This window comes from Devosia riboflavina (assembly GCF_000743575.1).
Classification (GTDB): Bacteria; Pseudomonadota; Alphaproteobacteria; order Rhizobiales; family Devosiaceae; genus Devosia; species Devosia riboflavina.
Genome location: NZ_JQGC01000112.1, coordinates 1 through 697, shown reverse-complemented (window position 1 = coordinate 697; position 697 = coordinate 1). Strand labels below are relative to the sequence as shown.

The following is a 697-nucleotide window of genomic DNA, read 5'->3' as shown; positions in this document are numbered from 1 at the left end:
CCCCGAGGACCTGTTTTGCGAACTCTACCGGGAACTCGTCGGGGCTTTCGAAATCGCCCCCGATGTGACAACGCTTGCTGATATTGTTGATCAATCCGACCAGGCCCGTTCAGCGTTTCGCAAAACGAAGGCCACCGCCTTCCGGGGCGCGCTTGCGCTCCTGGAGTTCATGGAGCGTGCGCATGGCATCGCTGCCGACCTTGGCGGCGATCCGCTTGCCAACCGCTACTTCCTACTGATCGATGCCTTTCTCGAAAAGTACAGCTTGCGCTACGACTTGCGCCGTCCTTTCAGTCTCAACCCGACGCTGAGCGGCGTGTTCGCTCGGTTGATCCGCGACCTGAAGGAAGCGACCTCCCGCGACGCGGATCTCCATCCGCTGATGGTCGAGTTTGAAGAGGCTGTCCGGGACCTCCGCGCTGATCGCTCTCCGGGGCGCATTAAAACCTGCATCCAGAAACAGGTGAACTTGTTGGAGGCCATTGGTCAGCGCTGCCCAGGTGTCAATGCCAATACGCTTGGCCAGATTTGTGACCAGGTTGGCACATGGCCTCACAACAAGGTCAAGGATGCGATGAAGGAGATGTATCGCTTTGCATCTGATTATCCTGGTATTCGGCATGGCGGAAATGCAAACAATCGTATTCGTGAAATAGAAATGCGTGATCTTGTAAGCGTTACCGTGTTGCTTGCTGGC

At 56.5% G+C, this 697-nt stretch carries 1 protein-coding gene; it reads left to right on the top strand.

Annotation, left to right across the window (positions count from 1 at the left end; genetic code table 11):
• A partial coding sequence (locus tag JP75_RS26755) for a hypothetical protein (protein WP_051961379.1) occupies positions 1-697 on the top strand: 697 nt, incomplete at both ends.